This window comes from Janthinobacterium sp. GW821-FHT03A03 (assembly GCF_059421435.1).
In genome coordinates this window covers 63,163-87,610 of record NZ_JBWKUZ010000008.1, presented here as the reverse complement: position 1 = coordinate 87,610, position 24,448 = coordinate 63,163, and the positions used below count along the sequence as shown (strand labels likewise).

At 66.4% G+C, this 24,448-nt stretch carries 21 protein-coding genes; 12 read left to right on the top strand and 9 right to left on the bottom strand.

Annotated elements, in window-relative coordinates; genetic code table 11:
* Positions 1-22: 22 nt before the first annotated feature.
* From AC07VI_RS16815 to AC07VI_RS16805, 3 genes are all read right to left on the bottom strand, one after another.
* Positions 23-247, bottom strand: a complete 225-nt coding sequence (locus AC07VI_RS16815; RefSeq protein ID WP_086147974.1) for a hypothetical protein — start codon at positions 245-247, stop codon at positions 23-25.
* Positions 248-260: 13 nt separating this feature from the next.
* Complete coding sequence (locus AC07VI_RS16810; RefSeq protein ID WP_086147973.1) at positions 261-932, bottom strand: thiol:disulfide interchange protein DsbA/DsbL; 672 nt, start codon at positions 930-932, stop codon at positions 261-263.
* A gap of 147 nt (positions 933-1,079) precedes the next feature.
* Entirely contained in the window at positions 1,080-2,630 is a 1,551-nt protein-coding gene (locus AC07VI_RS16805; RefSeq protein ID WP_492992918.1) for a TonB-dependent receptor, read from the bottom strand.
* Positions 2,631-2,872: 242 nt separating this feature from the next.
* On the opposite strand from AC07VI_RS16805, the gene AC07VI_RS16800 reads away from it, so the two are divergent.
* Both AC07VI_RS16800 and AC07VI_RS16795 read left to right on the top strand, forming a co-directional pair.
* On the top strand, positions 2,873-5,137 hold the full coding sequence (locus tag AC07VI_RS16800) for a M1 family metallopeptidase (protein WP_492992916.1): 2,265 nt from the start codon (positions 2,873-2,875) through the stop codon (positions 5,135-5,137).
* A complete protein-coding gene (locus AC07VI_RS16795; RefSeq protein WP_492992914.1) occupies positions 5,134-6,018 on the top strand; it encodes a hypothetical protein in 885 nt (294 codons plus the stop codon). The genes AC07VI_RS16800 and AC07VI_RS16795 overlap by 4 nt, the downstream gene beginning before the upstream one ends.
* Here the strand turns inward: AC07VI_RS16795 and AC07VI_RS16790 are convergent, their stop codons facing one another.
* Positions 6,019-6,909 carry a LysR family transcriptional regulator gene (locus AC07VI_RS16790; protein WP_086147990.1) on the bottom strand — a complete coding sequence of 297 codons (891 nt, stop codon included), beginning with the start codon at positions 6,907-6,909 and terminating at the stop codon, positions 6,019-6,021.
* Positions 6,910-7,023: 114 nt separating this feature from the next.
* Here AC07VI_RS16790 and AC07VI_RS16785 point away from each other — a divergent pair, with 114 nt between their 5' ends.
* On the top strand, positions 7,024-7,827 hold the full coding sequence (locus tag AC07VI_RS16785; protein WP_086147970.1) for a DODA-type extradiol aromatic ring-opening family dioxygenase: 804 nt from the start codon (positions 7,024-7,026) through the stop codon (positions 7,825-7,827).
* A gap of 69 nt (positions 7,828-7,896) precedes the next feature.
* On the opposite strand, the gene ylqF is transcribed toward AC07VI_RS16785, so the two are convergent.
* Entirely contained in the window at positions 7,897-8,817 is a 921-nt protein-coding gene (ylqF, locus tag AC07VI_RS16780; RefSeq protein ID WP_253251988.1) for a ribosome biogenesis GTPase YlqF, read from the bottom strand.
* A 230-nt stretch (positions 8,818-9,047) separates the two neighbouring features.
* Between ylqF and AC07VI_RS16775 the strand changes: the two genes are divergently transcribed.
* Both AC07VI_RS16775 and AC07VI_RS16770 read left to right on the top strand, forming a co-directional pair.
* Complete coding sequence (locus AC07VI_RS16775; protein WP_086147968.1) at positions 9,048-9,845, top strand: hypothetical protein; 798 nt, start codon at positions 9,048-9,050, stop codon at positions 9,843-9,845.
* A 168-nt stretch (positions 9,846-10,013) separates the two neighbouring features.
* Complete coding sequence (locus AC07VI_RS16770) at positions 10,014-10,409, top strand: hypothetical protein (protein WP_143450652.1); 396 nt, start codon at positions 10,014-10,016, stop codon at positions 10,407-10,409.
* Here the strand turns inward: AC07VI_RS16770 and AC07VI_RS16765 are convergent, their stop codons facing one another.
* Positions 10,410-11,336, bottom strand: a complete 927-nt coding sequence (locus tag AC07VI_RS16765) for a histone deacetylase family protein (RefSeq protein WP_086147966.1) — start codon at positions 11,334-11,336, stop codon at positions 10,410-10,412.
* Between the two features lie 253 nt (positions 11,337-11,589).
* Here AC07VI_RS16765 and AC07VI_RS16760 point away from each other — a divergent pair, with 253 nt between their 5' ends.
* From AC07VI_RS16760 to AC07VI_RS16740, 5 genes are all read left to right on the top strand, one after another.
* On the top strand, positions 11,590-12,498 hold the full coding sequence (locus AC07VI_RS16760; RefSeq protein ID WP_086147965.1) for an AAA family ATPase: 909 nt from the start codon (positions 11,590-11,592) through the stop codon (positions 12,496-12,498).
* A gap of 5 nt (positions 12,499-12,503) precedes the next feature.
* Positions 12,504-13,472: a DUF58 domain-containing protein gene (locus tag AC07VI_RS16755; RefSeq protein WP_099374635.1), complete on the top strand. Its 969-nt coding sequence runs from the start codon at positions 12,504-12,506 to the stop codon at positions 13,470-13,472.
* A complete protein-coding gene (locus AC07VI_RS16750; RefSeq protein WP_492992909.1) occupies positions 13,469-15,478 on the top strand; it encodes a transglutaminase TgpA family protein in 2,010 nt (669 codons plus the stop codon). Before AC07VI_RS16755 ends, AC07VI_RS16750 begins: the two co-directional genes overlap by 4 nt.
* An 8-nt stretch (positions 15,479-15,486) precedes the next feature.
* Positions 15,487-16,635 (top strand): lytic murein transglycosylase B, encoded by a 1,149-nt coding sequence (mltB, locus tag AC07VI_RS16745; protein WP_492992907.1) that lies wholly within the window; start codon positions 15,487-15,489, stop codon positions 16,633-16,635.
* Between the two features lie 439 nt (positions 16,636-17,074).
* A complete protein-coding gene (locus AC07VI_RS16740) occupies positions 17,075-17,407 on the top strand; it encodes a hypothetical protein (protein ID WP_034751784.1) in 333 nt (110 codons plus the stop codon).
* Positions 17,408-17,508: 101 nt separating this feature from the next.
* Here the strand turns inward: AC07VI_RS16740 and cysM are convergent, their stop codons facing one another.
* Positions 17,509-18,411, bottom strand: a complete 903-nt coding sequence (gene cysM, locus AC07VI_RS16735; RefSeq protein WP_086146278.1) for a cysteine synthase CysM — start codon at positions 18,409-18,411, stop codon at positions 17,509-17,511.
* 248 nt (positions 18,412-18,659) lie between these two features.
* Between cysM and AC07VI_RS16730 the strand changes: the two genes are divergently transcribed.
* Positions 18,660-20,429, top strand: a complete 1,770-nt coding sequence (locus AC07VI_RS16730; RefSeq protein WP_492992905.1) for an FAD-dependent oxidoreductase — start codon at positions 18,660-18,662, stop codon at positions 20,427-20,429.
* Here AC07VI_RS16730 and AC07VI_RS16725 read toward each other — a convergent pair.
* Complete coding sequence (locus AC07VI_RS16725) at positions 20,426-21,781, bottom strand: M20/M25/M40 family metallo-hydrolase (RefSeq protein WP_492992903.1); 1,356 nt, start codon at positions 21,779-21,781, stop codon at positions 20,426-20,428. The genes AC07VI_RS16730 and AC07VI_RS16725 overlap by 4 nt on opposite strands.
* Positions 21,782-21,986: 205 nt before the next feature.
* On the opposite strand from AC07VI_RS16725, the gene AC07VI_RS16720 reads away from it, so the two are divergent.
* Positions 21,987-23,552: a phospholipase D family protein gene (locus AC07VI_RS16720; protein ID WP_492992901.1), complete on the top strand. Its 1,566-nt coding sequence runs from the start codon at positions 21,987-21,989 to the stop codon at positions 23,550-23,552.
* Positions 23,553-23,680: 128 nt separating this feature from the next.
* Here the strand turns inward: AC07VI_RS16720 and AC07VI_RS16715 are convergent, their stop codons facing one another.
* Positions 23,681-24,340 (bottom strand): ComEA family DNA-binding protein, encoded by a 660-nt coding sequence (locus tag AC07VI_RS16715; RefSeq protein ID WP_076567447.1) that lies wholly within the window; start codon positions 24,338-24,340, stop codon positions 23,681-23,683.
* Between the last annotated feature and the right edge of the window lie 108 nt (positions 24,341-24,448).

The window sequence follows — 24,448 nt, the reverse complement described above, 5'->3', positions numbered from 1 at the left end:
GCAGTAGATTTTATCCGGTGTTCTATGACCTGAAATGCGTCATGGCATAAGTCAGATGCTGCCACCAGTGCTCGCGCGTCTGCACGGAGGCCAGGCATTTCGCGTCGACCTCGTTCTTGAACGCGGGGTCCACGCAAGCCTTGCTGGCCAGCGCATTGCGCTGGTTTTCCACGTTGACGATGGCAATCGCCAGCCACGCCACGAGGGCGACGGCCAGCACGCACAGGGTCCAGGGCAGCTGTTTCATGACGTTCTCCGGTTTACTTCTTCGCTGGCGCCGGGGCGCGCTCTTTCAGCACGCGCGCCACCAGTTCATCCATCACGCGCAGGGTCGCCGCCTGGGTCTGCGGCTCGGACTGGCCCGGACGCGACAATTGCGACGGCGAGGTGACGAAGCGGCCGTCGATGACGATGGTCGGCGCGCTGTCGATCTTGCTGGCGGCGATCAGTTGTTCATTGCGTTTGAGCTTGGTCTGCACGCCGAAGGAGTTGAACATGTCCAGGTATTTCGCCTTGTCGATGCCGTTCTTCACCAGCAGGTCGAGGATGGCGTCATCGCGGTTCAGGCGGTTGCGCTCGACGTGGATGGCGCGGAATATCTTGTCGTGGAACTGGTCCAGCTGGCCCATCGCCTCAAGCGTGGCGTAGGCGTGCGCCTGCGGGTCTTTCGGACCGGAGAAGGCCAGGTGGATGCGGCGGAAGGCGATCTTGTCGCCCTGCTTCTTGACCCAGTCGTGCATCAGCGGATCGAGCGCGTAGCAATGCGGACACGAATACATGAAGTATTCCACCACTTCCACCTTCTTGCCCGTGTCCGTGCGCACTGGCGTCGGAAGCGTGGTAAAGCCGGTATCGGCCGCCATGGCGCCGCCGGTGGCCGCCACCAGGGTGACGGCGGCGAGCAGGGGACGCAAGAAACGCAGAAAACGCATAATAATCCTTCATCATAAAGTGGTCGTGAACGGGGCGAGATTACCACTTTTTGCGCCGGGCGATGAGGATAGGGCGCAAAAAAGCCGTGTTTTTCGCCCCTGTTTGCGCCCGCTTAAGGCGCATTTAAGCCCCGCTGCGCCGGCGCCTCAAAAATGGTAGCGCGCCGACACGCGCAGCTGGCGCGCGTCATTGAGGTAAATGCTGGAACGGCAGCCCGGCGCATCGCCGTAATGGCGGCGGTTGGCCAGGTTGCTGCCGGCCAGTTCCAGCTCCCAGGCGCCCAGCTTGCGCGCGTAGCGCCCGTCCACGGTGGCAAACGCGGGCACCTGCGCCAGGCAGCTATGCTCGAAGTCCGGGCCATAGCGCAGGGCGCGCAGCCACTGTACGCCGGCATCAAAGCTGGCGCCGCCCTGCCCCGTCCAGTACAGGCGCAGGCTCGCCAGGGTCTTGGGCACGAGGGCGAGATCCGGGCCGTCGTAGCTGTAGTCGTCATAGCGCGCATGCACCTGCCGCACCTGAGCGTCGAAACGCCAGTCGGACGCCAGCGCCATGCTCGCTTCGATGGCGATGCCATCGCGGCGCGACGGCTCCAGGTTGCTGGCAAAGCCCAGCTGGCCCAGGCTCTGGTCGAAAACGATCTGATTGCTCAGGCGCTCGCTGAACAGGCGCACGGAAACGCTGCGCGCGGCGTCGCCCAAGGTGGCGCCCACTTCCGTTTCGCGCCGCAGCTGGCCGGCCAGGGGGCGGTAGCCGGCGCGCGTGTAGCCATCGTCGTCGATGCGGTAGCTGCGCGCGGCCTTGGCGTACACGCTCAGCTGCGGGCGCAACTGCAGGCTGCCCTGCAAGTCCCAGGCATTCTGGTTTTCCCAGTCGCTGCCGCCGGCGGGCATGTCGGCCGGATCGAGCTGGAACTGTTCATGCCGCAGCCCCAGCAGCAGGCGCGGCGCATATGGGCCGCCAAAGGCCAGCTCTTCGCGCAGCAGCAGCGCGCGCGAGTACTGGCGGCGCTGCGCATCGCCATCGCGGCCCGTCACGGCACGGCCCGAGCGCCGCTGCCACTGCATCAGGTCCAGGCCCACTTCCGTATCCGTGCCGACGCCGCCCACCTTGCCGTAATGGCGCACGCGGGGGGCCAGCTGCCGGCGGCGGCTGCTGTAAGTCGATACCCCGCTGCCGTCCTCGCCCGCATACTGGGCCGTGGCGCGCTTTTCCCGCTGCGACAATTCCACGCCCAGCTCGAAGTTGCCCACGTAGCGCTGCACGAAGGCGCTGGCGCGCCGCATCTCGTAGCGGTACAAGTCTTCCGGACGGGCCGCCAGCAAGGCGAGGAACGGCGCCTCGGGCGCGGGATAGCGCGTGTCCTGGTTCAGCTGGTCGGCGCTGAAGCCGAAACGGCCCTGCCGCCCCTTCCATTCCGCGCCGCCGCTGAAGCTGCGCTGGCGGAAGACGCTGCCATCGCGGTAATTGCCGTTGCGCAGCCTATCGAGGGCCACATCGAGCGCCGTGCCGCCCTGCTCGCGCGACAGGGCAGCGCGCACGCTGTGCTGGCCCCCTTGCGCCAGCTCGGCGGACAAGTCGCCATGCGTGACGCCGGCCGCGCTGGCAGCCGCGCCTTCCTGCGCGCACGCCGGCATGGCCAGCGCGCACAGCAGCAAGGCGCGCATGGCAACGGTATGGACGGGGGAAGCAGGCGTCATGGCGGCGGGCTTGAGTGCGGTGCCGCGGCACAGGCACGCGGCGCTTCGGCGGGATGGCAAAAGCGAATCATTATACGCACGGCGCACGGCGCCGCAACAGCCAGCCGGGCTGGCCACAGCGCCGCCAGCACATTTCATTGCTTATTTGTAATTTTTATGGCTATATTAACGGGCGTCCGGCGATCCCGGTCGCAGCCGACCGCATTTAAAAATAAACAATAAAGTCACTGTGGGAGTCACGCATGGAATGTCGTCACACGTCGCGCCCCGGCCGTTCGCGCCGCAGCATCCGTTTTTTCCCCGTCACAGGCAAGCTCAAAGCCTTCTCCATCGCCGCCCTGCTGCTGGCCGGCCTTGCCCTGCAGGCGGACCTGTTCGCCCAGCCGGGCAAGGCGGCCGCCGTCGCGCCGCTGGCACCGCCGGCCGACGGCATCGCGCTGGCCCTGCCGCGTGCGGGCGCCGTCGCCACGCCCAGCGCCAGCCATGCCTGGGGCGGTGCCCGCACGGGCGCGCAAGCTACCCTGTCGGACCGCGTGGTCGACTACCAGATCGAAGCGACGCTCGATCCCGTCAAGCACACCATCGCCGGCCAGCAAAAGTTGCGCTGGCGCAACCGCAGCGCGCAGACGGTCAGCAGCGTGTACCTGCACCTGTACCTGAACGCGTTCGAAGGCGAGCATACGACCTTTTTCACGGAAAAGCGCAAGCTCGACAAGGGCTTCCGCTCGGGCGTCGCCACGCGCGACGGCGAGTGGGGCTACATCGAACTGCGCAGCATGACGCAGAACGGCGCCAGGGCGCCCTGGCATTTCGTCCAGCCCGACAACGGCCCGGCCACCGACCGCACGGTGGTGCGCGTGGACTTGCCGCAGGCCGTCGCGGCCGGCGCCGAGACGACGCTCGACATTGACTTCTTCGACCAGCTGCCGCGCGTCATCGCGCGCACCGGCTACTTCGGCAGCTTCCACCTGGCGGGCCAGTGGTTTCCCAAGATCGCCGTGCTGGAACTGCCCGGCGAACGGGGCGCCACGGCGCCGCGCTGGAATGCGCATGAATTCCACCTCAATTCGGAGTTCTACGCGGATTTCGGCCGTTACGACGTGAAGCTGACCGTGCCCAAGGATTACATCGTCGGCGCAACGGGGCAGCTGCAAGGCGCGCCGCAGGAAAAGGACGGCATGCTGACGCATCACTATGTGCAGGGCGACGTCCACGATTTCGCCTGGACGGCCGACAAGCGCAGCGCGCAGCCCTTGATCGGCAGCTGGAGCGGACCCGGCAGCCCTCCCGTGGAAATCAGGGTACTGTACCCGCCCGAGTACGCGTCCAACGCGGCGCCCGCGCTGCAGGCGGCCAAGGACTCGCTCGCGTATTTTTCGCGCACCCTGGGCCCGTATCCGTACGCGACGCTGACGGTGGTGATCCCGCCCTTCAATGCGGCCGAGGCGGGCGGCATGGAATACCCGACCTTCATTACGGCGTCGAGCTACGCCAGCCTGCAGCCGAAGACCATCGCCGGATTCGGCCTCGATTTCGTCACCATCCACGAATTCGGCCATGGCTATTTCTACGGCATCCTGGCCTCGAACGAGTTCGAGGAGCCGATGCTCGACGAAGGCTTGAACGAGTACTGGGACCAGCGCATGCTGCGCGCGCGCGGCCAGGATATCCACGCCACCACGCCCTGGCTCAAGCGCCTGGGCCTTGATCCCGCCCTCAAGGTCTTCGAGGCCGAGCGCCTGGCCGCGCCGCGCCAGGATGCGGCCGATCCGCTGGGCCAGAATGCCTGGGACCGGCTGCAGGGCGTGGGCCCCGTGTACAGCCGCACGGCCATCACCCTGCGCGACCTGGAGGCGCGCATCGGCAGCGCGGCCATGGAAACAGGCTTCAAGGCCTATTACGCACAGTGGAAATTCCGCCACCCCAGCATCGCCGACCTGCGCGAAACGCTGGCCGAGGCAACGGGCCAGCGCCGCATCGTGGAACAGGTCTTCGCGCAACAGGTGTACGCCACGGCGAACATCGATGACCGCATCGGCAGCTTCACCAGCGTAGAACAGACGCCGCTGGCCGGCATGGCGCTGCTCAACGGCAAGCGCGTGGAACGCACGGCCGAGGCGCTGGAAAAGGAAGAGGAAAAAACGCGCGCGGCGTGGGACAAGGCGCATCCGCACGCCAAACCGGGCACCGGCCCGTATCCGTATCTGACCAGCGTGGTGCTGCGCCGGCGCGGCGCGGCCGTGCCGCAGCTGCTGCTGGTGAAATTTGCCGACGGCAGCAGCGAGCGCGTCGCCTGGGACAAGGAGCAGCAGTGGCAGCGCTACACCTGGCTCAAGCCCGTCAAGGCCGTCTCGGCCGAGCTGGACCCCGACCGCGTGCACTACCTCGACGTCAACAAGCTCGATGACAGCCGCACCCTGCAGGCCGACGCCTCGGCCGCGCGGCGCTGGAGCCTCGATATCGCCGCCGCCTGCCAATACCTGCTGTCCCTGATTGCCATCGTATGAGCGCCACTATCTCAACACGGGCCAGCGGCCTGACCCTGACCACGCGCGCCAGCCGCGCCGCCCTGCAATGGCGCTTGCTGCTGCTGTGGGCGGGCCTGTTGCTGCTGCCCGCCATCATCGCCGTGATTCCCCTCTGGCGCACCCTGGGCGCCAGCCTCGATCACGCCGTGCATGGGGCGGCGCTGGCGCAGCGGCTCGACCTGATGAGCATCGCCGACCTGCTGGCCGATGCCAGCCGCAACGGCGCCGCCATCGGCCAGGCCGCCATCGCCGCCATCGTCCTGACCCTGCTGCTGTCGCCGCTGCTGAGCGGCCTGGTGGCGACGGCCGCGCGCGCGCCCGCGCCACCGGGCTTCGGCCCCCTGCTGACGGGCGCCTTCAGCGAATACGGCCGCATGCTGCGCATGCTGTTGTGGAGCATCGTCCCGCTGGGCCTGGCGCTGGCCATCGGCGCCGGCGCGCTGAAGCTGGCCGACAGGCACGCGGCGACAGCCATCCTGGAAGCGGACGCCGACCTGGCCCGTCACCTGGCCTTGCTGCTCGCGGGCGTGCTGTTCCTGCTGGCCTGCGCCACGCTCGACGCGGGCCGCGCGGCGCTGGCCGTCGACCGGCGCCGCACCTCGGCCGTCAAGGCCTGGTGGCGGGGCCTGGCCATGCTGCGCCGGCGGCCGCTGGCCAGCCTCGCCATCTACCTCGGCATCACCATGCTGGGACTGGCCCTGTATGGCCTGCTGGGCGTGGCCCGGCTGAACCTGGCCGCGCCCGGCCCGCTGGCCCTCGTGGCCGGCTTCCTGGTGACGCAGCTGGCGGCGCTGGTGCTGGCGTGGATGCGCAGCGCGCGCCTGTTTGCCTTGATCGACATCAACCGCTCTCTCGCCTAGTCAGGCCCCCAGGCGCCCTTCATCGGCCAGGAAATCGATGAAGGTGCGCACTTTCGAGGACAGGTAGCGGCGGCTCGTGTAGACCGCATGCACCTTGCCGCCCGCCAGCTGGTAGCCGTCGAAGAGGCGCACCAGCCGCCCCGCCGCCAGGTCCGCATCCGTCTGCCACGACGGCAGCAGGGCAATGCCCATGCCGTCGAGCGCGGCCGCGTGCAGCAGGCTTTCGTTATTGCATTGCAACACGGGCGAGAACTTCACCGTCTCGCTCCCCTGCGGGCCGTCGAAGGCCAGTTCATTACCGTTCGCCAACAAGGAATAGCTGATCATGGCGTGTTGCGCCAGGTCTTGCGGCAGCTGCGGCAGGCCCGCGCGCGCCAGGTAGGCGGGCGCGGCCACCAGGTGAAAGGCGATGCTGCCGATGGGCCGCGCGATCAGGCTGGGCGACGGCGCCTGGCTCACGCGCAGGGCCAGGTCGAAACCCTCTTCCACCAGGTTCACCACGCGGCCGCTCAAGTCGATGTCGAACGTGACTTCCGGGAAGCGCTCGCGGTAAGCCACCAGGGTGCGCGTAAAGATGGCGTTGGCGAACCAGACGGGCGCGCTCAGGCGCAGCATGCCGCGCGGCACTACCGTCGTACGGCCCACCGTCGCTTCCACCTCGTCGAGATTGTCGAGCATCTCGCGGCACTGTTCAAAATACACCTTGCCGATTTCCGTCAGGCTCAGGTGGCGGCTGCTGCGGTTCAGCAGGCGCGCGCCCAGGTGGCGCTCCAGGTGCATCACGTGCTTGCTGACCATGGCCGGCGACAGATCGAGGCGCTCGCTGGCGCGCACGAAGCTGTCCAGTTCCACCACGGCGCGAAACACGCGCATGCTGCGCAAGGTATCCATGCTCATCCGATCATCAACAAAATGGAAATGATATATCAATAATAGCGATCTTGATCAACTGATCGAGCATGACTATCATCGTTCCATCATCAGCCATACCCACCAGGAGCCGCCATGCAAGAGCACACCTTCCCCACTTACTTCCTGTCGCACGGCGGCGGCCCGTGGCCGTTCATGAAAGACCAGTTCGGCGGCCGCTACGACGTGCTCGAAGCGTCGCTGCAGGATATCCCGCGCCAGATCGGCGCGCGCCCGCAAGCCGTGCTGGTCGTCACGGCGCACTGGGAAGGGCCGCAGTTCCTCGTCTCGGCCAGCCCCAAGCCGGGCATGATCTACGATTATTCGGGCTTTCCGCCGCATACGTACCAGATCCAGTATCCGGCGCCGGGCGCGCCGGCACTGGCGGCGCAGGTAAAACAGCTGCTGGACGCGGCCGGCCATCCGGCGCGCCTGGACCACGAGCGCGGCTTCGATCACGGCACCTTCAGCGCCCTGTTCCCCATCTACCCTCAAGCGGACGTGCCGCTGGTGCAGCTGTCGCTCAAGCACGGCTACGATCCGCTGACGCACGTCGAGGTGGGCCGTGCGCTGGCCGGCCTGCGCCGCCAGGGCGTGCTGATCGTCGGCAGCGGCCTGTCCTACCACAACCTGCGCCAGTTCGGCCAGGCGGGCGCCATCGCCTCGCACCAGTTCGACGCCTGGCTGCGCCAGACCATGGCCCTGCCGCCGCAGCAGCGGCTGGCACAGTTGCTGGCCTGGGACCAGGCGCCGGGCGCGCGCCAGGCCCATCCGCAGGAAGACCATCTGCTGCCGCTGATGGTGGCGCTCGGCGCAGCCGAGCAGGAGGCGGCCCAGGTCGTGTACCACGAGGAGGATTTCTTCGGGGCGCTGGCCGTGACCAGTTTCAAATTCGGATAATCCGCCACCGCATAAGAAAAGCGCCGCGACATTGCTGTCGCGGCGCTTTTTGCATGGATACGACTCGAATCAGGTGCCGCGCTTGCCCCGCGCCGCATTCTTCGCCTTTTCGGCGGCGATTTCCGCCGCTTTCGCCGCTTTTTCCGCCATCTCGGCCGCGTGCTGGGCCAGCAAGGCCGCGCGCGTGTCCGGCGTTTCCAGAGAGATACGCCCGAGGATGCCGCTGCGGTAGTCGAGCAGCAGGGTGTGCGACGCTTTCTCGAAATCGTAGTCGCCGCCCTTGATGCGGAAGCCGCGCTTGGCGGCAATGCCCTCGACCACGCCGATGGCGTCGACTTCGCCGACCTTGGTGCCATAGCGGGCCGCCAGCAAGTCCGGATAGCGCTTGAGCAATTCCTCGGCCAGGAAGACGGCCACTTCCTCTTCGATCAGGGCGTTCGAGCCGATGGCGTGGCTGGCCGCCAGCATCAAGCCGTCGCTGGGGATGGCGATCTTCGGCCACAGCATGCCGGGCGTGTCGACGAGGATGGTGTTCTTGTCCAGATACAACTTTTGCTGCATCTTGGTTACGGCCGGCTCGTCGCCCACCTTGGCCACGCGCTTTTTCAGCAGCGCGTTCATCAGGGTCGACTTGCCCACGTTGGGGATGCCCATGATCATGATGCGCAGCGGTTTCGTTGGCACGCCGCGGTGCGGCGCCAGCGATTTCGCCAGTTCCGGGATGCGCGCCACGTCGCCCGGCTTCTTGGTCGTCATCGCATACGCGGTCACGCCTTCCTGGGCGTTGAAGTACGCCACCCAGGCGCTAGTCGCCGCAGGGTCGGCCAGGTCGGTCTTGTTGAGGATCTTCAGGCAGGGGCGCTGGCGGAACAGGCGCAGCTCGTCCACCATGGGATTGCAGCTGGCTGCCGGCAGGCGCGCATCCACCACTTCAATCACCAGATCGGTGTTTTCCATGGTCTCGGCCGCCTTCTTGCGGGCCGCGTTCATGTGTCCTGGGTACCATTGTATCGCCATGCTCGTGCTTTCAGAATCGTTCAATCAATCCGCTATTTTACGTGCTTGCCGCCACGACGTCCCATTTTCCGGCGCCGGCGACAGCCGTGCGACACGAACGAGACAATTGGTGATAATTTGGCAGTTACATGAATGATAAGATCCGCAGTCCGTCGCCACAGGACGGCCTTTCCCCATTGCAAGCTTAACCGGGCACGCTTTCCATGCAATTTTCCCGCTTTTCCCTCTTCGCCACCTTCACCGCCTGCCTGCTGCCCGCCATGGCCCAGGAACAGCCGGCAGCGCCGGGCGACGCGGCGGCCCCGGAAATGCAGCAGATCGTCGACGTGCAAGGCACGCGCGATCCCGACCTGCGCCCCTACCGCACCATGCTCAAGGGACTCGACGCGTATGCCGACCACCAGCGCCTGGCGCCCGACGCCCCGCTGCGTTTCATGCTGATTCCCGCCACGCCGAAGGGCAAGCTCGACGGCGCGACCCTGCACCTGTCGGCCGAGAACCTGTCGATTCCCGTCCCGCTGGCGCCGGACGGCGGCTTCACCCTGGCGCGCAACAAGGTTGCCTACGATGCCAATGCCGACCTGGTCAGCAACAAGAAACGCGACACCCTGCGCTGGCGCGCCGACATCCATACGCCGGGACTGCCCGCGAACGTGCGCCGCCTGGGCGACCTGCGCCTGGAATGCGAAATCCGCTGGGCCGTCGAGCAGGACCAGCTGTCCTTCGTCCGGCGCAACCTGTTCCGCATGGCGGGCGGCCCCTGCCACTCCTCGCTGATCCACGTGCCGTATCCCGTGCCGCGCAGCCTTGCCGCCGTGCAGGCGCGTTCGGGCGAGCGCACGATGGAGATCCGCGTCACGGACGACCGCCAGCGCTACGTGCCGCCGCTGCATGACCTGAGCTGGGATGACGATACCCTGCTGACCCTCACTTACGCCGACGACGGGAAATTGGCCGGAGCCGCCCCCGCCGCGCCCCTGAAGGGGGCCCTGCGCCAGTGAGGGCGGCACGGACAGGCATGTCAAATATTTCCACATGGATTTTTATATTTACTGCAAGCAATAAAAAAGTATGCTCTAATATCGCCTCTTAAATGAAAAGCAATTATTTTCCATGCTGGCTCCCGCCAGGTGCAGGGAGATAAAAGATGGGGGATGGGCGATATGACGATGGAACACACTGGCGCCGCGCCAGGGGCGCGCGTGGAAGATGAGCGGGCCGGCTGGCGCCCGCGCCAGGCCAAGGGGACGGCGTCCAAGCGCGCGCCGCGCAATGGCAGCCTGCCGCACCTGAAGAAACAGTGCCTGCAGCTGCAGCTGCAGGTGGCGCAGCTGGAAGAACGCCTGAAACGCCAGAGCGCCGACAGCTATGGCCTGCAAACGCTGTACGACCAGCTGGTCAATGAAATCAAGCACCACCGCGACATGCTGCAGCTCGACAGTTTTGACGCCGACAAATCATCGCTCGTCTACACGCAAGCCTGGCGCCGCTTCATGGCCGGCGATGCGCTCGATTACCAGACCCACCGCCACACGAACTCGCGCAGCCGCCCGAGCCTGCTGTAGTCAGAGTTCCGCCAGCGCCTTCACGTGCGCCGCCACGCTGCGGCCCAGCGACGACAGGTTGTAGCCGCCTTCGAGGCAGCTGACGATGCGGCCCTTGCCGTACTGATTCGCCACGGCCATCATCTGCTGCGTCATCCAGGTGTAGTCGGCCTCCACCAGGCCCATGCCGCCCACGTCGTCTTCGCGGTGGGCGTCGAAACCGGCGGAAATGAAGATCATCTGCGGCCGGTGGCGGTGCAGCGCCGGCAGCCAGTGGTCGAGCACCAGCTGGCGCACGGCGTCGCCTTTCGAGTGGGCCGGCACGGGGACATTCACGCGCGTATCCGTGTAGGACTCGACGTCGCTGTATGGATAGAACGGGTGCTGGAAGAAGCTGACCATCAGGATGCGCGGGTCGTTTGCCACGGATTCGGCCGTGCCATTGCCATGATGCACATCAAAGTCGACGATGGCGACCCGTTCGAGCCCGCGCACGTCGAGCGCATGCTTGGCGGCGATGGCGACATTGTTGAACAGGCAAAAGCCCATGGGCTCGCTGGGCCGCGCATGGTGGCCGGGCGGACGGATGGCGCAGAAGGCGTTGCTGATCTCGCCATCGATGACGGCGTCCGTGGCCGCCACGGCCGAGCCGGCCGCCGCCAGCGCCGCGTTGTAGCTGTGCGCGTTGAGCAGGGTGTCGCCGTCGAGCGGATAGTAGTCGCCCGCGGGCGGCACATTGTCGCGCACGAGGCCGATGGCCGTGGCGCTGTGGTTGCGCTCGATATCGGACAATTGCGCGCGCACGCCGTCGCGGTGCTCGACCAGGTCGCTGATGTGCGCGAGGATCAGTTGATCGTTGATGGCCTGCAAGCGGGCCGGCGATTCGGGATGCCAGTCGCCCATCTCATGGCGCTGGCAATCGGGGTGGGTATAAATGGCTGTGCTCATGCGCTGTACTGGTTACCTCTGTCTCTGCTCTCTATCCATACCGGGAACGCATGCCGGCTGCACTGCAGGGCATTCCTGCCCGCCTGGCGCGTTCTCGCATAAAATCACTGGCTGGTCTGTGCCGCCCTTGCCGCCTTTGCCGCCTTTGCCGTCACTCTAATCTACCACGAGCGCGCGGCGGGCGGGCGGCGCCGTTTGACCTGGCCAAAGCGATTGTAAATTAAATAATCCATCGTACTGTGATAGAAATAGCATGTTTTCGAAAATACACCAGGCCGCGCGCCAGATCGGCGAAGTTCTCGTCGGCAAAGATTTGCAGATCCGCCAGACGCTCGCCTGCGTGCTGGCCGGCGGCCACCTGCTGATCGAAGACGTGCCCGGCGTCGGCAAGACGACCCTGGCCCATGCGCTGGCCATCTCGCTGGGCCTGCAATGGAAACGCCAGCAATTCACCAGCGACCTGCTGCCAGCCGACGTGGCCGGCATGAGCGTGTACGACCGCGGCAGCGCCAGCTTCCTCTTCCACCCCGGCCCCCTGTTTACCCAGGTGCTGCTGGCCGACGAGATCAACCGCGCCACGCCGAAGACGCAATCGGGCCTGCTCGAAGCGATGGAGGAGCGGCAAGTGACGCTCGACGGCGTCACGCGGGCCCTGCCGCAGCCGTTTTTCGTCATTGCCACGCAGAACTGCGCGCACCAGCTGGGCACCTTCCCCCTGCCCGAATCGCAGCTCGACCGCTTCCTCATGTGCGTCACCCTCGGCTACCCGGACGCGGCCGCCGAGCGGGCCCTGCTGCTGGGCGCCGACCGCCGCGCCATGCTGCATGCCTTGCCCGCCGCGATGAGCGCGGACGAATTGCTGCAGGCGCAGGCCGGCCTGCACGCCATCCACGTTTCCGCCGCCGTGGTCGACTACGTGCTGGCCCTCGTGCACGCCACGCGCGCGCCGGGCGCGTTTGCCGACGGCCTCAGCCCCCGCGCCGCGCTGGCCCTGCTGCAGGCGGCGCGCGCCTGGGCCGCCCTGGCCGGGCGCGACCACGTCACGCCCGACGACGTGCAAGCCGTGCTGCTGCCCGTCTGCGCGCACCGCCTGCATGCCGCGCAGGGAGCGAGCGATAGCCGCGCCCTGCTGCAGCAATTGCTCTTGAACACGCCCGTCTGACCGGCATGCGCTGGCGCAATGTTTCCTGGCTGCCGGCGCGCCCCTGGCTGGGCGCGCAGCGCGTGCACATCCGTCCCTCGCGCGCGGGCCTGGCGTTTGCCGCCCTGCTGCTGGCGCTGTGGATCGCCGCCGTCAATTACCGCCTGGGCCTGGGCTATGCGCTGACTTGCTTCGCGGCCGCCTGCGCCGTCGCCGACATGGTGTATACAAGCCGCAACCTGGCGGGCCTGGCGCTGGCCGCCACGCCAGGCAGCCCCGTGTTTGCGGGCAGCCAGGCCACGTTCGTCTTGCGCCTGATCAACCGCAGCACGCGTGCGCGCCACGCCATCCACGTTGCAATGCTGAACTCGCAGGCAGCGCCCCAGCTGGCCGATATCGGGGCGCACGCGGAAACGGCCGTCACCGTCGGCGTGGCGGCGCGGCAACGCGGATGGGTCGCTGCTCCTCCCGTGCGCCTGTCCGGCAGTTTTCCGCTGGGCCTGTTTGTTGCCTGGTGCCATTGGCAGCCGGATGCCCGCGTGCTCGTGTATCCGCAGCCCGAGCACAACGCGCCGCCGCTGCCCTTGCCGGCCGGCACCGTGCGTCAAACACAGGCGTCCGGCGGCGCCCTGGAACTGGCCGGCGTGCGCGCCTACCAGCCCGGCGATGCGCTGCAGCGCCTGGCCTGGCGCCAGATCGCCCGCCATGACGGCGAGCATTTGTTCAGCAAGCAATTCCAGCCCGGCGCCGACACGCCAACGGGCGGCCCCCGCGGCAGCATCATGCTCGCCCATGCCGCCCTGCACGCGCTGCCCCCGGAAGCGCGCCTGTCGCGCCTGGCCGCCTGGGTGCTGGCGGCGGAGCAGACCGGCCTGCCATATGGCTTGCGCCTGGGCGCCCTGACCCTGGCGCCGGGCCTGGGCGCCGGCCACCGCGACGCCTGCCTGCGCGCCCTGGCCCTGCATGACTCGCCGCAACGGCAGGAAGCCCCATGACCGGCCTGCCGCGCGAGAAGGCGGACATGCTGCTGCTGTTGCTGGCCGCCGCCATGGCGCTGGCGCCGCACGCGCTGCACCTGCCGCCGTGGCTGTCGGCGGCCGCCGCTGCGCCGCTGCTGTGGCGCGCCTTTATTACCGTGCGCGGCCGGCGCCAGCCGCCGCTGGCCCTGCTCGCGCCGCTGGCCCTGCTGGGCATCGCCGGCGTCTACGCCAGCTATGGCAGCTTGCTGGGACGCGATGCGGGCGTGGCCCTGCTGGCCCTGCTGCTGGCCTTGAAGTCGCTGGAAATGCATGGCCGGCGCGACATCTTCGTCTTTGTCTTCCTCAGCTTTTTCTTGCTGCTGGCAAACTTCTTCCATGCCCAGGGCATCCTCAGCGCCATCTGGATGCTGGCCACCGTCCTCGTACTGCTGACCGGCTTGCTGTCGACCCAGTACGGCGCAGTGCAGCCGCGCCTGGCGCAACGGTTAAGTTTGCTTGGCCGCATGCTGGCGCTGGCCCTTCCCCTGGCGGCGCTGCTGTTCCTGGCCCTGCCGCGCCCCGACGGCCCCCTGTGGGGCGCGCCGCACGAAGGCGCGCAGGCGCGCACGGGCTTGTCCGACAGCATGCAGCCGGGCGCCATCGCCTCGCTGGCCCTGTCAAGCGCACCCGTCTTCACGGCCCGCTTCTCCACGCCGATACCGCCGCAAGACCAGCTGTACTGGCGCGGCGTGGTGCTGGGCGACTACGACGGCAGCACCTGGACGCGCCGGGGCGCGAAGGAGCGCGCGCCGGCCAGCGACGGCCGCATAGACATCGTGCTGGCAGGCCAGCCCAGCCAATATGAAGTGACCTTGCAGGCGAGCGGCCTGCGGCGCATCTTCGCGCTCGACGTGCCGCGCAGCATAGAACGCCTGCCCGGCAATCCGTATGTCGTCTCGTCCGCGCTGGAAGTGCTGACCGTCCAGCCCCTTGCTTCGACCGTGCGCTACCGCGCCAGTTCGCAGACGCGCTACCGGCTGCAGGCAGCCCTGTCGCCGGCACAGCAACAGCCATGGCTGGCCTTGCCCGCCGGCCGCAACCCGCGCAGCGCGGCCTGGGCACGCCAGCTGCGCGGCAGCGGCGCCGGGGCGCTGGCGCCCGCCGACGCCATCGCCGCCGTGCTCGATCACTTCCGCCGCGCGCCCTTCCGCTACACCCTGCAGCCGCCGCTGCTGGGCAAGGATGGCGTGGACGACTTCCTGTTCCGCACGCAGGCGGGCTTTTGCGAACATTACGCGGGCAGCTTCGTCGTGCTGATGCGCGCCATGGGCATTCCCGCGCGCGTCGTCACGGGCTACCAGGGCGGTGCGCGCGACGCTGCCGACAACAGCCTGCGCGTGCGCCAGTCCGACGCCCATGCGTGGAGCGAAGTGTGGCTGGCGGGCCGGGGCTGGGTGCGCGTCGATCCCACCAGCGCCGTCGCGCCCCTGCGCACGGGGCGCAACCTCGATGCCGCCCTGCCGCCGCCCCCGTCGCCGCTGACGGCATGGCGCGCCCTGGCCGGCCTCGATGGCGGCGCGCACGGCGCGCTCGCCGCCTGGCGCCGGCAATGGCAGCAGGCCGGGCATGCCTGGAGCCGCTGGGTGCTCGATTACACCCCGCAACGCCAGCGGGTCTTGCTCGACGGCTTGAAAAACTTGCCAGCGAAAAAGCTGGCACTGGCCTGCGCCGTGCTGGCCCTGCTGGCCGCCGCGGCCGGCGCACTGGTCTGCTGGCGGCAGGTGCGGCAAGGCGATCCGCTCGACCGCCTGTACGCGCGTTTTTGCCGCCAGCAGGCGCAGCGCGGCTACAGCCGTGCGCCGCATGAAGGCCCGCACGGCTATGCTGCGCGGCTGGCCGCCGGCAAGGCTAAGCCCGAGGCGCACGCCGCCATCGCACAGTTTCTGGCAATCTACGCCGCGATGAAGTATGGTAATGCCAACCCAGATGAACACACCCGCGCGCGGCGCAGCTTGCGCCGCCTGTTAACCCAATGCCGATGAGACGCTCCTTGTTACCGATCAAATACTCCGCCCTGTCCCTGCTCCTCTCCCTCCCCCTGTGCCTGGCAACCGCGCACGCGGATGAAAACAGCAACATTTCCGCCGCCGACCGCGCCCGGGCCGTGCGCGCCGCCAAGGCCCAGCCCGTCAAAAAGGCCTCGGCGAAGAAAGCCCCGGCGAAATTCGACTTCGAAGGCGAATTTGTCGACTACGCCAACTGGAAGGAAGTACGCGCCTTCCTCGACGAGATGTCCGCCAAACACGGCTTTGACCGTGCCGAACTCGACACCCTGATCGGCAAGGTGCGCTATGTGGACGCGACGGTGCAACTGATGAAGCCGGCGCCGCCGGGCAAGCCGAAGAACTGGCATGCCTACAGCGCCCGCTTCATCGAGCCCGTGCGCATCAATGCCGGCGTGAAATTCTGGGAAGAAAACGCGGAAGCGCTGGCGCGCGCCCAGCGCGAGTATGGCGTGCAGGCCGAAATCATCGTCGGCATCATCGGCGTGGAAACCGTGTACGGACGCAACACGGGCCGCTTCCGCGTGCTCGATGCGCTGACCACGCTGGCGTTTTCCTATCCGGAAAGCCCGACGCGGGCCGCGCGCATGGAATTTTTCAAGGGCGAACTGGAAAACGCGCTGCTGTACGCGCGCAAGGACGGCATCGACCCCTTGACCCTGCTCGGCTCGTATGCGGGCGCCATCGGCCTGCCCCAGTTCATGCCTAGCAGCATCATGAAGTACGCGGTCGATTTCGATGGCGATGGACACATCGACTTGCGCAACTCGACGGCCGACGCCATTGGCAGCGTCGCGCATTTCCTCGTCGAACACGGCTGGCGCCGCGATGATCCGGCCATCAGCGTCTACCCCGTCACCGTGTCGGCCAACCGGGCGTGGGAAAAATTCATCGGCCAGGGCTTGCAGGCCAGGTACCGGCTGGAGGAATTGCAGGCGGCCGGCGTCAGCGCCGTTGCAGTCGCGCCACCGAATATGCTGTTTGGCCTGATCGATCTACAAAATGGTTCAGAAGCAACTGAGTATAGCTTGGCAACCAATAACTTCTTTGCTATAACTCAGTACAACAGAAGTTATTTTTATGCCATGTCAGTGATCGACTTGGGCAAGGCCATCAGCCAAGTGCGCGCACGCTAACCGAAAGTCGGTGTAAAGTTATAATATTACTTGTAAGAAAGCGTAAGCGATGTTGAAGCGACCGGCAAACACGTCTATGGTGGAGTCGATAACATCGTGCCAGCCTCGCTCGCCAGCCTGTTGTGCGGTACGGGATACAGAATGGTTTTATACTTAACTTTTGTCAAAGTACAATTTTTGTTCTATCATAGAGCATAATAAAGAATAAATAGGTGTTGCAACAAGACAACACCGATTCTGTACAAAGCAAGATTACAGAGCTTTCCAGCCTGAAATTAAATCCTGCTGTACAATTGTGTATATATTATGAAAAACTGTAACCCGGATCGTACCGTGTGTGAATTCGTTCCTTTTAGTAAAGAATGAACATGAACGCAGCAAGAGCGAGCTCCGAGTGTTTTTTACTTTGCAGTGCAACTACAGAAGGAACAATAACATCATGACAAACCAAGTCGGCATTGATATGAACAGCGATTCGGACTCCGACGATCTGCTTCAGTACAACCCAAACAGACTGCTCGATACCCTGATCGAAAACCTGCGCCTGAAAAACGACGCAGCCCTGTCGCGCGCGCTGGAAGTAGCGCCGCCAGTCATCAGCAAGATCCGCCACCACCGCCTGCCGGTCGGCGCATCGCTGCTGATCCGCATGCACGAAGTCAGCGATCTGAGCATCCGTGACCTGCGTTACCTGATGGGTGACCGTCGCAACAAATTCCGCATCAGCGACAAGCAATTCAAGCCAAAAGAAGGCGAAACGCCACAAGGCTGATCCTGCCAGTTATGCAGGTTTTCCCTCCCCGCCATGGGGAGGGGGTATTTCAGCAGTTCTCAGGCCGTCCTGGCCAATATCACGACACGATGCTTTAGCCCTTACGCAGGGAAAACACCTGTGGACAGATACCTGTCGCCGCGGTCGCAGACGACAAACACGATGGTCGCGTTTTCCACCGTCTGCGAGATGCGCAGCGCGATTTCGCACGCGCCTGCCGCCGAGATGCCACAGAACAAGCCCTCTTCCGCCGCCAGGCTGCGCGCCATGCGCTCGGCCACGCCCTGGCTCACGTATTCCACCTGGTCGACGCGGCTCTTGTCGTAGATTTTCGGCAGGTAGGCTTCCGGCCACTTGCGGATGCCGGGAATCTGCGATCCTTCCTCGGGCTGGGCGCCGATGATCTGGATGGCGGGATTCTGTTCCTTCAGGTAGCGCGATACGCCCATGATGGTGCCCGTCGTGCCCATGGCGCTGACAAAATGCGTCACGCGGCCATTCGTGTCGCGCCAGATTTCCGGCCCCGTCGTTTCATAGTGGGCGCGCGAATTGTCTTCGTTGGCGAACTGGTCGAGAATGACGCCGCGGCCATCCTTCTGCATCTGCTCGGCCAGGTCGCGCGCATATTCCATGCCGCCCGTCTTCGGCGTCAATAAAATGTCGGCGCCGTAGGCGGCCATGCTCTGGCGGCGCTCCACGCTCAGGTTGTCGGGCATCAACAACAGCATCTTGTAGCCGCGCAGGGCGGCGGCCATGGCCAGCGCGATGCCCGTGTTGCCGCTGGTCGCTTCGATCAGGGTGTCGCCCGGCTTGATGACGCCGCGCTCTTCCGCGCGCTTGAGCATGGACATGGCGGCGCGGTCCTTCACGGAACCGGCCGGGTTGTTGCCCTCCAGCTTGCCGAGGATGACGTTGTTGCGCGCAATCGCATCGGCGCCCGGCAAGCGCGTCAGCTGCACCAGCGGGGTATTGCCTATCGTATCTTCCAGTGTCTTGTAAGCCATCGTGTCGGTTTGAGTAATTTCAACAAAGACCCATTCTAATATGAGATGCTGGACGGCGTATGGCTAAAAACCCCTGCCCGGCCGGACGGCGCAGGCCCCGGCCACTGCCGCGCCAGGCCGCACGGCGCCTGGCTTTGCGCCCGGCCGGGCCGTGCGCGCGCGGCGTGCCAGCGCCCCGCGCGCGCATGCGCTAGACTCGTGACGGTTAGTTATTTTAGTAATTTGCTTATTCACTCAATGGATCAGTCATGGCCAGCACCGTTCCCGAATTCATCCCCGAAACCACGCAGGACGACCCCGTCCAGGCCAGCAGCCTCGATATCCAGGGCCGCATGCACCAGATTTCCCCCGTCTTCAGCGAGGCCGAACTGCGCCGCCTGCAGCGCTACGGCAAGACCTGCCGCTATGCTGGCGGCGCCACCCTGTTCGAGGCGGGCAGCAGCAGCTTCGGCATGCTCGTCATCCTGTCCGGCCACGTGGCCGTCACGCGCCACGAAGGCCTGGGACGCACTTCGCTGATGCGCGAAATCGGCCCCGGCCACTTCATCGCCGAAGTGGCGCAGCTGTCGGGCCGCCCCGCCCTCGTCAACGGCCATGCCGTGGGCGACGTGGAAGTGCTCGTGATCAGCTCGGAGTCGCTGCGCGCGCTGATCGTGGCGGAAGCGGAAATGGGCGAGCGCATCGTGCGCGCCCTGATCCTGCGCCGCGTGGCCTTGATCGAAGTCAATTCGGGCGGTCCCGTGCTGGTGGGACCGCGCGGCAACGGCAATCTGTTTCAGCTGCAGAGTTTTTTGTCGAGCAATGGCCACCCGCACACGGTGCTCGACCCGGCCACGGATGCGGCCGCCGCCGCGCTGGCCCAGCGCTACCAGCCCGCGCCGCAGGAATGGCCGCTGGTGGTGTGTCCCGACGGCAAGGTCATGAAGAATCCCGGCAATGCGGAACTGGGCCGCTGCCTGGGCATGCTGCCAGATTTATCCGGCGACAAGATCTTCGACGTGCTGGTGGTAGGCGCCGGTCCCGCCGGCCTGGCCACGGCCGTGTATGCGGCGTCCGAAGGCCTGTCGGTGCTGGCCCTGGAGCAGCGCGCGTATGGCGGCCAGGCGGGCGCCAGCGCGCGCATCGAGAATTACCTGGGCTTTCCGACGGGTATTTCCGGCCGCGCCCTGGCCGGACGCGCCTACGTGCAGGCGCAAAAATTCGGCGTCGAGATCGCCACCCCGACCAGCGCCGCCAGCCTGCTGTGCGACAGCTGGCCTCTGCGCGTCAATCTGTGCGACGGCACGCAGGTGCGCGCCCGCACGGTGGTGCTGTCGTGCGGCGCGCGCTACCGCCGCCCCTCGCTGGCGAATCTGAAAACGTATGAGGGACGGGGCGTGTATTACTGGGCCTCGCCCATTGAAGCCAAGCTGTGCCGGCAGGAAGAGATCATTTTAGTCGGCGGCGGCAACTCGGCCGGCCAGGCGGCCGTGTTCCTGTCCGGCCACGCATCGCGCGTCCACATGGTCATCCGCGGCGAGGGACTGGCGGCCAGCATGTCGAGCTACCTGATCGAGCGCATCGCCGCCACGCCCAACATCACCCTGCACACGCACACGGAAATCATCGCCCTCGAAGGCGACGACGATGGCTTGACGGAGGTGCGCTGGCGCAACAACCAGACGGGCGAAGAGTGCGACTGCGCCGTGCGCCGCGTCTTCCTGTTTGTGGGCGCCGATCCGAACACGGACTGGCTGCACGATTGCGCCGTGGCCGTCGACGAACAGGGTTTCATCCGCACGGGCTTCGACGTCACGCGCGCCGAATGCCGCGCCCAGGGCCACGCCGCGCTGTTGGCCGCTCCGCCGCCCGACCTGCCGGAGCGGGCCGCGCTGGAAACGAGCGTGCCCGGCGTATTCGCCATCGGCGACGTGCGGGCCGGCTCGACCAAGCGCGTGGCCGCCGCCGTGGGCGAAGGCGCAGCCGTCGTTTCGCAGATCCACGGCTTCCTGGCGCGGCTGCCCGCAGGCAGCGCCTAGCGCAAGGGCATCGGGTAAGTTGCCACGCTGACATTGCCGTCGTTGTCGATGGCCTGGACGCCGAAGAAATAGTTGTCTTTCGACAATTTCAACCGCGCTTGCGTGACATTGCCCACGTCCTGCGCACCCTGCCACTGGTCGGCCGTCGTGGCGCGCCAGACGATGCGGTAGCCGGCCAGGTCCGGCTCCGCATTCGGCTGCCACTGCAGCGAGGTGGCGTTTTCCAGCTGGGCCGTGCGCACGTGCACGCCGGTGGGCGCGGCCGGGGCCAGGGCCAGCGATGCGAGCGCCGCCGCATTCACGCGCGCCACTTTCGCCACGTAATCGTAATCGACGAATTGCGGCAGGTCGCCGTATTGCACGCCGTTTTCCACGCGCACATCCTGATGCTGGTGGGAAAAATCCTCGTGCGGTTCCGTGAAGCGCAAGGCTGCGTAGCCTTGCGCCAGGAACGGCATGTGGTCGCCGCCGCGCAGGTAGCGGTCGGCGCGCTGGATGACGTTGACCCGGAAGCCGGGAACGTAGTGCTCGCCCACCTGTTTTACATGGCGCGCCAGCTGGCGCGAGAGGGAATCATTTTCGCCGCCCGTGGCCACGAGGCCGCGCACGCCGTCGCTCATTTCCTTGACGGCGGGAATGCCCTCGGCAAACAGCCGCACCTGGCCGCCATCGACCGTGCCGTCGTCGGCGCGCGAACTGCCGATGATGTCATTATTGAGCATGCCGGCGATGTTGAGCTTTTTCAACTTTGCCTGCTGCGCCCAGTGACCGGAACCGAGCAGCCCCTGTTCCTCGGCCGCCACCGCCATGAAGACGAGCGTGGCGTCGAACTGGTGGCGCGCCATCACGCACGCCATTTCAATGACGGCCGCCGTGCCCGACGCGTCATCGTTGGCGCCGGGGGCGTCGCCCCTGGCATCCATCACCTCGGTGGCGCGCGAGTCATAATGACCGCTGACGACGTAGATGCGTTCGGCCGACTGCGGCTGGCTGCCGGGCAAGGTCGCCACCACGTTGACGATTTCCGTCGGCTGCGCGATGCGCTTCGACACGGGCGCGACATGGCTGTCGAACGCCACCTGCAGCCGCCCGCCCGCCTGCGCGCCGCAGCGCTCCAGTTCGGCCCTGATCCAGCGCCGGGCCGCGCCGATACCCTGCGTCTCGGACACGGTGTCGGACATGGTATGGCGGGTCCGGAAGCCGACCAGCTTGCGCACATGCGCCTCGATGCGCTGCGGCGAGATGGCGGCCACGATATCGCGGATCTGCGGCTGTGTCTGTTCAATGGCTGGCGCCGCAACCGCGCCCGCCGACAGCAGGGCCGCCGTCATCGCCGTCAAAATTCGTACCATGCGCGCATCCCCCGATGATTGATTGAGCTGCCCATTCTCGCATTTTTGACGGCAGGCAAGGATGTTCCAGGATGAAAATCGTGCATTGCAGGAACTGCTACAATCGGCCACTTCCCGTCCCGTTCACGAAAGACACCCGCATGCGCCAGTCACACCTCCTTCCCGCACGCCGCAGCATGCGCGCGGTCCGCTGACGGTGCGCCGCGTGCTCGTCAAACTGCTGCTGTGCGCGGCCATCTTTGCCGCACTCAGCATCGCCGCCCTGTACAGTTACGGGCGCTTCGCCGAACGTTCGCTGGGCGCGCCTGGCACGGCCTTGCCGGTGGCGATGGACGCCACCCTGCTCGACCGCGTGCTGGCGCCGCAGCTGGCGCAACGCCCCGGCGACAGCGGCACGGCCCTGATCGACGACAACCTGGAAGCGTTCGCCCTGCGCGCCCTGAGCGCGCGCGAAGCGGGCCGCAGCATCGACCTGCAATATTACATCTGGCATAACGACGTCACGGGGCGGCTGCTGGTGCGCGAGCTGCTGCGCGCGGCCGACCGCGGCGTGCGCGTGCGCGTGTTGCTCGACGACATCAATGCGCGGGGCCAGGACGCCGCCATCCTCGCGCTCGACAGCCACCCGCTGATCGATGTGCGCATCTTCAATCCCGGCCGCAACCGCGACGGCATCTGGTGGCGCGCCGTGGAAATGGCCTTGCGCGCCGTCAGCCTGAACCGGCGCATGCACAACAAGGCCTGGATCGTCGATGGCAGGGTGGCCCTCGTCGGCGGGCGCAATATCGGCGATGAATATTTTGATGCCGCCGAGCAAGTCAATTTCCAGGATGCGGACTTGCTGCTGGTCGGCCCCGCCGTGCAGCAGACGAGCGACATCTTCGACCGCTTCTGGAACAGCCGCGCCGTCATCCCCATCGGCGCCTTGCACGCAGGCAAGAACGCGGGCGCGCCGGAACTGCAGGCGGTGCGCGCCCGCCTCGACGCGTTGACGGGCGAAGTGGGCGCTTCGCCATATTTACGGCAGCTGACCGACACGGGCCAGCTGCAGGCGCACCTGGACGGCCGCCTGCGCCTGCACTGGAGCGGGCAGGTGCAGGTGCTGTCGGACCCGCCGGAAAAAGCCGCGCCCGTGGCCAGTTTGCAGCGCAGCGAGCACTGGCTCATGCACAGCCTGCTGCCCCTGCTGACGCAGGCGCGCGAGGAAGCACTGCTGACCTCGCCCTACTTCGTGCCCGGCACGGCCCTGAGCGCGCTGCTGGGCGACAAGGTCGCGGCCGGCGTCAAGGTCAAGGTGCTGACCAACTCGCTGGCGGCCACCGACGTGGCCCTCGTGCATGCGGGCTATGCGCGCTACCGCCAGCTGCTGCTCGATGGCGGCGTCGACCTGTATGAATTGAAGACGCAGCATCGCAAGCGCATCAGCCTGATGGGTTCGAGCCGCGCCAGCCTGCACACCAAGGCCGTGGTGGTTGACGGCGAACGGGGCTTTGTCGGCTCCTTCAACCTCGATCCCCGCTCGGCCCAGCTGAATACGGAAATGGGCGTGCTGTTCACCGATGCCGCGCTGGCGGCCGACATGCGCACCCTGTTCCGGCACTCGACGTCGAGCGACACCAGCTACCGCTTGTTCCTCGACAATGGCGCGCTGCGCTGGTCGGACGCCACAGAAGAGCCTGCCAAGGTGTGGACGCGGGACCCGGAGACGGGCTTCTGGCGCCGCACGCTGGTGTCCGTGATGCGCTGGCTGCCGATCGAGTCGCAGCTGTAGGCGCGCCGGCCGCCGGCGGGCCAAACAAGGCGGCGCGCGCATAAAAAAACCCCGCGCGGCCGGTACCACGCGGGGTTTTCTTGCATGCTGCGCGGCACCACCACTCAGCACGCTTTACAACAAAACGCTTATTTTTTCTCGGCTTCCGCTTTCTTCGCCTCGGCGGCAGCCAGTTTCGCTTCCTTCTTCGCGGCAGCGGCGGCAGCCTTCGCTTCTTTCTTGGCCGCGGCAGCTTCCTTCTTCGCTTCGGCGGCCGTCTTCACGGGCGCGGCACCATCGGCTGCGGCGGCGGCAGGCGCGGCGGCGGCTTCTTTTTTGGCGGCAGCGGCGGCGGCCTTGGCTTCTTTCTTCGCGGCAGCAGCTTCTTTTTTCGTTTCAGCGGCTGTCTTGGCCGGCGCCGCAGCGGTGTCGGTCGCAGCAGCTGGCTTCGCTGCGGCTTCTTTCGCTGCAACTTCCTTCACAGCAGTTTCCTTTTTTGCCGGGGCAGCTTTCGCCACGGGGGCCGCCGGCGCGCCGGACTTGGCCTGGCCATTCACCTGCAAGCCCGCTTCCGACAGTTTCACGGAGCTTTTCGGGCCGATGCCCTTCACGCGGCTTTCGAAATCGGCCCAATCCTTGAAGGCGCCGCCCTTCGCGCGCTCGTCGATAATGGCTTTCGACGTGACGGGGCCGATGCCCTTGACGCTGTCGAGTGCCGCCTGGTCCGCCTTGTTGACGTCGACCTGGGCAAAGGCAAAGCCCATCGTCGCGATCAGGGTGGCGATGGCCAGCAGTATTTTTTTGAACATGGGTATCTCTCCGTGATGTGGTTTCAAGATGACTCGAACGCAAGGGAGAAGCAGCGCCTTAACGGCTTTAACGGCTGTGGCGTGATACGGTTGACAAGACGGGACAGG

Bases quoted from the DNA above. Each gene is read 5' to 3' on its own strand.
- AC07VI_RS16815 (WP_086147974.1), bottom strand. From the start codon at position 247: ATGAAACAGCTGCCCTGGACCCTGTGCGTGCTGGCCGTCGCCCTCGTG.
- AC07VI_RS16810 (WP_086147973.1), bottom strand. From the start codon at position 932: ATGCGTTTTCTGCGTTTCTTGCGTCCCCTGCTCGCCGCCGTCACCCTG.
- AC07VI_RS16805 (WP_492992918.1), bottom strand. From the start codon at position 2,630: ATGACGCCTGCTTCCCCCGTCCATACCGTTGCCATGCGCGCCTTGCTG.
- AC07VI_RS16800 (WP_492992916.1), top strand. From the start codon at position 2,873: ATGGAATGTCGTCACACGTCGCGCCCCGGCCGTTCGCGCCGCAGCATC.
- AC07VI_RS16795 (WP_492992914.1), top strand. From the start codon at position 5,134: ATGAGCGCCACTATCTCAACACGGGCCAGCGGCCTGACCCTGACCACG.
- AC07VI_RS16790 (WP_086147990.1), bottom strand. From the start codon at position 6,909: ATGGATACCTTGCGCAGCATGCGCGTGTTTCGCGCCGTGGTGGAACTG.
- AC07VI_RS16785 (WP_086147970.1), top strand. From the start codon at position 7,024: ATGCAAGAGCACACCTTCCCCACTTACTTCCTGTCGCACGGCGGCGGC.
- ylqF (WP_253251988.1), bottom strand. From the start codon at position 8,817: ATGAACGCGGCCCGCAAGAAGGCGGCCGAGACCATGGAAAACACCGAT.
- AC07VI_RS16775 (WP_086147968.1), top strand. From the start codon at position 9,048: ATGCAATTTTCCCGCTTTTCCCTCTTCGCCACCTTCACCGCCTGCCTG.
- AC07VI_RS16770 (WP_143450652.1), top strand. From the start codon at position 10,014: ATGGAACACACTGGCGCCGCGCCAGGGGCGCGCGTGGAAGATGAGCGG.
- AC07VI_RS16765 (WP_086147966.1), bottom strand. From the start codon at position 11,336: ATGAGCACAGCCATTTATACCCACCCCGATTGCCAGCGCCATGAGATG.
- AC07VI_RS16760 (WP_086147965.1), top strand. From the start codon at position 11,590: ATGTTTTCGAAAATACACCAGGCCGCGCGCCAGATCGGCGAAGTTCTC.
- AC07VI_RS16755 (WP_099374635.1), top strand. From the start codon at position 12,504: ATGCGCTGGCGCAATGTTTCCTGGCTGCCGGCGCGCCCCTGGCTGGGC.
- AC07VI_RS16750 (WP_492992909.1), top strand. From the start codon at position 13,469: ATGACCGGCCTGCCGCGCGAGAAGGCGGACATGCTGCTGCTGTTGCTG.
- AC07VI_RS16740 (WP_034751784.1), top strand. From the start codon at position 17,075: ATGACAAACCAAGTCGGCATTGATATGAACAGCGATTCGGACTCCGAC.
- cysM (WP_086146278.1), bottom strand. From the start codon at position 18,411: ATGGCTTACAAGACACTGGAAGATACGATAGGCAATACCCCGCTGGTG.
- AC07VI_RS16730 (WP_492992905.1), top strand. From the start codon at position 18,660: ATGGCCAGCACCGTTCCCGAATTCATCCCCGAAACCACGCAGGACGAC.
- AC07VI_RS16725 (WP_492992903.1), bottom strand. From the start codon at position 21,781: ATGGTACGAATTTTGACGGCGATGACGGCGGCCCTGCTGTCGGCGGGC.
- AC07VI_RS16715 (WP_076567447.1), bottom strand. From the start codon at position 24,340: ATGTTCAAAAAAATACTGCTGGCCATCGCCACCCTGATCGCGACGATG.